The sequence below is a fragment of the Marinococcus sp. PL1-022 genome, assembly GCF_033845285.1.
Classification (GTDB): domain Bacteria; phylum Bacillota; class Bacilli; order Bacillales; family Marinococcaceae; genus Marinococcus.
Window position 1 is genome coordinate 51,529 of the sequence record NZ_JAWXCX010000003.1, and the last position, 6,555, is coordinate 58,083.

9 protein-coding genes are annotated in these 6,555 nt (G+C 40.5%); 5 read left to right on the forward strand and 4 right to left on the reverse strand.

Annotated elements, in window-relative coordinates; all coding sequences use genetic code 11:
* The first annotated feature begins 69 nt into the window (after window positions 1-69).
* Window positions 70-675 carry a TetR/AcrR family transcriptional regulator gene (locus tag SIC45_RS16455; protein WP_319633059.1) on the forward strand — a complete coding sequence of 202 codons (606 nt, stop codon included), beginning with the start codon at window positions 70-72 and terminating at the stop codon, window positions 673-675.
* Between the two features lie 16 nt (window positions 676-691).
* Window positions 692-1,090 carry a hypothetical protein gene (locus tag SIC45_RS16460; protein WP_319633060.1) on the forward strand — a complete coding sequence of 133 codons (399 nt, stop codon included), beginning with the start codon at window positions 692-694 and terminating at the stop codon, window positions 1,088-1,090.
* 382 nt (window positions 1,091-1,472) lie between these two features.
* Here SIC45_RS16460 and SIC45_RS16465 read toward each other — a convergent pair whose 3' ends face one another.
* Window positions 1,473-2,315, reverse strand: coding sequence for a LysR family transcriptional regulator (locus SIC45_RS16465; RefSeq protein ID WP_319633061.1), 843 nt, complete (start codon window positions 2,313-2,315; stop codon window positions 1,473-1,475).
* Window positions 2,316-2,433: 118 nt separating this feature from the next.
* On the opposite strand from SIC45_RS16465, the gene SIC45_RS16470 reads away from it, so the two are divergent.
* From SIC45_RS16470 to SIC45_RS16480, 3 genes are all read left to right on the forward strand, one after another.
* A complete protein-coding gene (locus SIC45_RS16470) occupies window positions 2,434-3,351 on the forward strand; it encodes a DMT family transporter (protein ID WP_319633062.1) in 918 nt (305 codons plus the stop codon).
* Between the two features lie 185 nt (window positions 3,352-3,536).
* Window positions 3,537-3,965 carry a hypothetical protein gene (locus SIC45_RS16475; protein WP_319633063.1) on the forward strand — a complete coding sequence of 143 codons (429 nt, stop codon included), beginning with the start codon at window positions 3,537-3,539 and terminating at the stop codon, window positions 3,963-3,965.
* Window positions 3,966-3,993: 28 nt separating this feature from the next.
* Window positions 3,994-4,284: a helix-turn-helix transcriptional regulator gene (locus tag SIC45_RS16480; protein ID WP_319633064.1), complete on the forward strand. Its 291-nt coding sequence runs from the start codon at window positions 3,994-3,996 to the stop codon at window positions 4,282-4,284.
* Between the two features lie 504 nt (window positions 4,285-4,788).
* Here the strand turns inward: SIC45_RS16480 and SIC45_RS16485 are convergent.
* The 3 genes from SIC45_RS16485 to SIC45_RS16495 form a co-directional block, all read right to left on the reverse strand.
* Window positions 4,789-5,202 carry a type II toxin-antitoxin system death-on-curing family toxin gene (locus SIC45_RS16485; RefSeq protein WP_319633065.1) on the reverse strand — a complete coding sequence of 138 codons (414 nt, stop codon included), beginning with the start codon at window positions 5,200-5,202 and terminating at the stop codon, window positions 4,789-4,791.
* Between the two features lie 20 nt (window positions 5,203-5,222).
* A complete protein-coding gene (locus SIC45_RS16490; RefSeq protein ID WP_319633066.1) occupies window positions 5,223-5,489 on the reverse strand; it encodes an AbrB/MazE/SpoVT family DNA-binding domain-containing protein in 267 nt (88 codons plus the stop codon).
* 331 nt (window positions 5,490-5,820) lie between these two features.
* A partial coding sequence (locus SIC45_RS16495) for a hypothetical protein (protein ID WP_319633067.1) occupies window positions 5,821-6,555 on the reverse strand: 735 nt, incomplete at its 5' end.

The following is a 6,555-nucleotide window of genomic DNA, read 5'->3' on the forward strand; positions in this document are numbered from 1 at the left end:
AATGATATAATGAAATATATAAATAAAACCATTTCAAAAATTACAATAAAGCCGAAAGGAGTTAGGCGAATGAATGGATTTGAGCGACGTAAGCAACGAATGCAGGAAACCATCAAACGAACGGTGCTGGAACTGTTGCAGCATACCGATCCGCGCCATTTACGGATCAGCGATATCAGTGCGGCGGCTAATATCTCCCAAGTCAGTATTTATAACCATTTTGAGAGTAAGGATGCTTTGGTTCGTGCATCGCTTCGCATGTTTTACGAGCAGTATGTGGAGGAGATGGAACGCATGGTAGAGGAAGAACCATCGTTTGTCACCCTGGTACGGCGCATCATTTTCATCAAGGAGGAAGCAACGGCTACGTATTCCTTTGATCGGTTGTATGCCTGGATGATTCAGGATCCTGAGATGAAAGCGGTGATTGACGAGCTGGCCCGTACCCGGATCCAACCGCTACTGATGACCATCGTTCATCAAGCCCGGAAGAATGGAGAAATTCATGACCAATACCCGGATGAACTGATTCTGTTTCATTTGCGCTCTTTTCAGCAGCAGGCGGATGAGCTCATGGCGCTTCGTCGGACGTATCCCAACGATGAAGCCTTTTTTGAAGATATCATGGGTTTGTTTTTTTACGGATTGGCCGGTCAGGCGCCTGAGCATCAATGAAGTTCATGCATGATTGATGAATAGGGATACGGGCCGGAAAGGAAAGATGTTAATGATGGCCGATCCAGGAGTGACAGATGTCACGTTACAGATGGAGATTGATATGAAGATCTGCCAGCATAATATTCGAATGCTGGATCAGGGACGAAACGAAGAGACCCTCCTTGGAGCCGAAGAGACATGGTTAAAAGCATTGGTAGATCTTTTGGGTTTTCATCATGACCGACGGGAAGAAGTGGATGCGTTTCATGAGGTGATTGATCAAGTAGTAACCTGGGTCGGTGGTCACGGAACAAGAGGAGCGATCGATGAAGCAGTCCAACGCATTGCTCAACGCCCGATTATTTGCTATTTGCATCGAAAATCAATTGGGCGCCAAATTGGACTTGCCGCCATTGAACGACGAAATACATAGGTTATATTGAGCCGGTCTGCGTATCTCAGGGTAGTCTATATGTTAGCTATTATATTGAATGGCACAAAGCAAGCAATGCAACTACACTAATGAAGTTTCCTTTTATTTTAAAAATCGAAATGTGTTAACATACAGTAGATTATCGGAAGTTAGCGGTTTATGTCTGAATATAAAAATAAAGAGCAAGTCCAGCATGTAAGCATGTTGGACTTGCTTAAGGGTTTGAGAAACGAAGCGGCGATCTATTAGAACCTGCTTGATTGACGTTCCTAGTATTTGCATCTTGAGAAGCAATCTTTTCCTTGGTTCATTCTGCTTGAATGATTGTACAAACGTTAGGCATCAGCAATAAGCACATAAATCCAACGCCCTTCATTTAATTTTAGGAAGGCATCTGTTCCAGAAATTGACGTTCGATGGCTGAAAAGACATGTTTTCCCCGATGGATGCGATACACATTGATCGTATTGTAGGGAGCTGGAATCTCAAGATAGTTGGTTATGTGGTAGCGATGGGCCACGTGTTTCGATACGACCGCCAGGCCCATGCCAATGGTGGAAAAGCCAACGAGCGTGTCAAAATCCGACACTTCGATGATCTTCCCCTGCTTGAGGTGGTACTTCGTGTACGCCTGGGCCAACGTGGAGAAATACAAGCATTGGCTTGATAACGTAATCATATCTTTCCCATCTAAGTACGTATAAACATCGGCATCCGAAGGGATATTTTTCCCGATGATCACCATTTCATCTTTCCCTGCTTCCTCATAATAAATCGTTGGTTGATGCAGAGCCCCGATCACATAGGCAATATCCAGTTCGCCTTTCGCTACCCACGCTTCTAACTCTTCCGTTGAACCGGTTTTGAACGTAACCGTAAGGTTAGGATAAGCTTGATATAGAACTTCTAAGGCGGGGGCTATCATGTCCCCACCCATCGAAATCATGGTTCCTACCCGGAGATGTTCCTCCCCCTTCCCCATCTTCTTTTCCGTTTCCTGCCATAGCAATAAGATCTGTTGAAATTGCTCGTATAACGTTTCTCCAGCTTCGGTCAATTGGACGCCGTTTGGATGGCGATCAAACAATTCCTGCTCATAATAAGCTTCCATCTTTTTTATTTTTGCCGTCATATTGGATTGCAAATGATGAAGATCGGCGGCAGCTTGGGAGATACTCGCCCGCTCCGCCACGGTCACAAACGCTCTCATATTTTCAATATCCATATCCTATCGCCTCCTCTATCAGAAAAAATGATAAGCCTATCACATCTAAGCCTTATCTTTGGCCCTGCCCGTTTGTATATAGTAAAGATACAAAGTAATCGATCACGGAAGGACCAAGATGATGAAAAAATACCTGTTTTTATTAGGCATTAGTATCATGTGGGGATCTCAATTTTATTTCGCCGAACAAGTATTAGACACGGTAGCCCCCATGACATTAGCAGCCATTCGTTCAACTATAGGAGCCTGCACACTGACGTTGGTAGCCCTACTACTTCCTCGTGCTCCATCTGCTTCCAGGCCATCCCTTCTTTATCGACGCCGTTATATCTTATATATGGCTGTCGCTTTATTCGAGGCGGTGATTCCTTTTTTCTTAGTTGCCTGGGGGCAAACTCGGGTGAGCAGCAGCGTGGCTTCCATTGTTATTGGCAGCACCCCTTTATGGACCATATTAATTGTTTGGATCGTCTTTCGCGAACGATTGCATCGACATCAAACGCTTGGAGTCGTAAGCGGCTTTATTGGTCTTATGATCATTTTCGCTCCTGGCATCGGTCGCGCTCAAACGGCGATCGTTTCTCCGGATACGGTAGGACTTGTCGCGCTTCTTCTAGCCGCTGGTAGTTATGCTGGAGCGCTTATTTTGATGCAGTATCTCCCGGGGGAATCCGTGGTCCGTTCCATGCGAAACGTGTTATGGATGGCTTCCGTCATGCTATGGCCTATGGTGTTCATGACGGGTACTTCCGAAATAATGTTCCGTGTGGCAGATACGCCCGCTTTACTCATTCTAGGCGTCTTTCAAACGGGCCTGGTCTATTGGCTATACAATCTTTTAGTGCATGTGGAAGGCCCTGTGTTCGCTTCGTTTTCCAACTATTTGATTCCTTTGGTAGGAATCTTTCTCGGCTCATTCCTGTTAAACGAACGTCTAACTGTTCCGATGGTCGTGGGGGTTATCGTCGTGATCGGTTCGATCATCATTAGTCGTACACCACCGCATACCTTACAAACCAACAATATCCAACGTTAATGATTTCGATGTGGGGGCCTTCATTATCCGCCCAATGCTTTTTAATGTTTCATGTGCCTTCCATAAAAGTCTATCATTTTTCTAAAAAAGGCAACATTAGAGGTGATAAGAAAGAAAAGTTGTTTTTGATAGCTTATATGCTATCATAGGGTATAGATATTCTCCTAGGAATGGATGGACCAATGATGGCATATGACATACAAGCATTAGGAAATGTTCCAGCGTTCGAAGATTGGCTATTCGATGCTGCAACGCAGGAATGGCAACAACGAGGTCGTCAGGGGATCTGGGGCAAAACCGCGGATCAGTACATTCGACAGCGAGCGGTCCTTGAATATAATCCGTACCCGCCGGAAGAGAACCAAACAAGGAGAGATGCTGTACCGCCGTCGATCAAACAGGTATATCGACATACGGAACTAGAGGAACTGTACCGCTGGGGAATCGATGGCGCTAAAACCGGCAATCACCGTTTATTGTTTGTGATTCATGAGGGGAAGAAAGTGTTGCTGCTGCATTATTTTGATAAGACATATAACGGCGCGATTCGGCGACCGGACATTGTCCCAGCCGAACGTTGTTACGACACTTATGGTGCAAAGGATTCCAAATAAAACGATTAAAATAAAGGAGGCAATTGTGATGAGTAAGGCATTCGATCGTTACCAAGAAGCTGTGGGAAAAGCTTACATTGATCGGCTAAAACAGGAAGCAGCTCTGGCAGCGACCATCAAAACCGAGCGTCGGCGCCAAGGTCTTTCCCAACAAGAATTGGCAGATGCGATTGGAAAACCAAAATCAACGATTGGTCGTATCGAAGCAGGCATTACGGTACCTCGAGTGGATACCCTCCTGGCCATTGCTCAAGTACTTCATATTACCTTTTCGCTTGGTGAAGCGTCTACAGACACAAATGACAAAGTTTCATTATAAGTAGCAAGAGACCGAGCGTGATATTAAAACCTTCATGCTCGGTTTTTACGTGTATTAAATAGTGGATTGGTGCAACATACAAATTAAAAGATACCTCCATTTAGAAGGCAAACCACTTTCCATAGCCTGGTTATTGTTAACACAATCTATCTTATCGGAAGTTATTAAACCATATCTCAATATAATAAGTGGCTTTCGTATTTTGAGATAAAAAAAGTGAACAAATAATTTTCGCATAATCCAAATATTAAGTTAACTGAAACGTTTAAGTTTAAGTAAACATAAATAAAAAACTTGAAATATTTTAAGCCTCTTTTTAATCTATGTATAGAAAGCTAAGATTTGTATTTAGAAGACTACGACTCAGAGTTTTATTTCTAAATGCAACACAGCTCGATTCTCGGCGAAAAAAGCACGACAAAAAAGCTCAAAATTAATAATTTTGAGCGAAAAATATATTGAAGCTCTGCTGTCTTTATTGGAGGTTTTTTAAAAAAGCTATCATTATACAGGTTGAATATATTCCCCTATTTCTTCTATTATATAGTGAATACAATCATTCTCTTTGAATTTGTCATCATACGCTAAATAAACGGTGAAATCTTCTGCTTGCTTGGAAGTAAGTGTAAGCTTGTAGCCATTAAGGGTTAAAAAGGAATCAAAAACTGTTAAAGCCGTTCGTTTATTCCCATTTCGAAAAATATGACCACCCCGAGCAATGGAATGATAATAGCAGCAAGCTTTCTCGGGAATGGAAGGATACATTTCTTCACCGTATAGTTCAGTTTTTGGCCGATGCAGCATTGTTTGGAAACTCTCGTATTGTTTAACACCTGCTTGATCGCTGTCGTTATACATTTCCATAATAGTGTAATGAATGAAGAGGATTTCTTCTTCAGAAAAGTAAAATACCTCCATAAATCATTGCCTCCAAGCTATCACCTGTTTTTTAAGTTACGAAGAGCGTCGTCATATTTATCTACGGCGCGATTCATTGCTTGTAATACGTCTGGCCGTACGCCTTCCGGTAAGGAACGGTTCGCTTTTTTCATAATGATTTCCCCAGTTTCTTCATTATAATAGACATTAAGTTCGTCGCCCTTGGCCAATTCTAGCTGATCAGCAATTGCTTTAGGTATTCCAGCTGAAAGACTATTCCCTGATTGGTTTAATCGACGGGTGTATTTTTTCTCTGCCTGCGCCATCGTAAACGTCTCCTTTCGTATTTGAAACTTCCCTTTGTTTATCATTCTTTTAAAATATATATTATAAGTATAGTATATATAATAACTATTATCATGACAATTATTAATAACTATATAGATTATTATTAATTTCACATACTATAATTATTTTATATAATTCAAAAAAACATAGTTAGAGAAATACATATAATTTCAAAATGAAAATAAAATAAGCCAGCGCCAAAAACTAATTCAAACCCTAAGGAAATGTTGTATTTCCTTAGGTATTTGAAGGGAAAACAAAAAATCACAAGAAGATTTCTTGTGATTTCAAATATATTAATGCAGCTCGTTACCCACTATTGGTATCGAAGAGTTTTTTATGAACTTTATGAAGTCGTTCTGATTTAATTATTATATTTCTGCTTATTCTATCTAATTCGTACTTTTTATCAGATAATTCATGATAGACTTCATACACTATATCTTCATCATTATTGATTTCATACAACATATTTACAAAAAGGCCCATTACATACCATCTATTGTGACTTACACTTAAAATCAACGTAGATTTTATAAGCAAAATTCTTATTTTAGCATTGTTTATATGAGAGAATATTTCCAAAAATTTATCCCCGACAGTATCAGTATAACTAAATGGCCAAGATTGACTATTGATAAACCTAGTAAAGTCTTGCATTAACTTTTTAACTAAATCAGGGTAAGACTCAAATAATACTTTATACATGTTTCCAGTTATATTCATTAAAGCTTCATGCTTTTCTTCTTCATCGTCTTCGATTTGTGAAAGGGCCTCAGCCAATTCTGAATAAATAGTAGAAGGTTTTTCCTCAGATTCATGGATCTTTTTAATAATACTTTGCCAATCGTGATTGGCGCCCTCAAGCAAAATATCCATTGCATTAGTGAATTTTACCCTTAATTCTTTTACGGAATTGAATCTTTCTGTAAAATCTTCTTCAGTGCATTTTCTAACAATATATTGTATTTCTGGCGGTAACTTAGAATAATCTAAAACATAAGGCTTCTCTAAAGTAATTGCTTCATATAACATTTTTCCGAA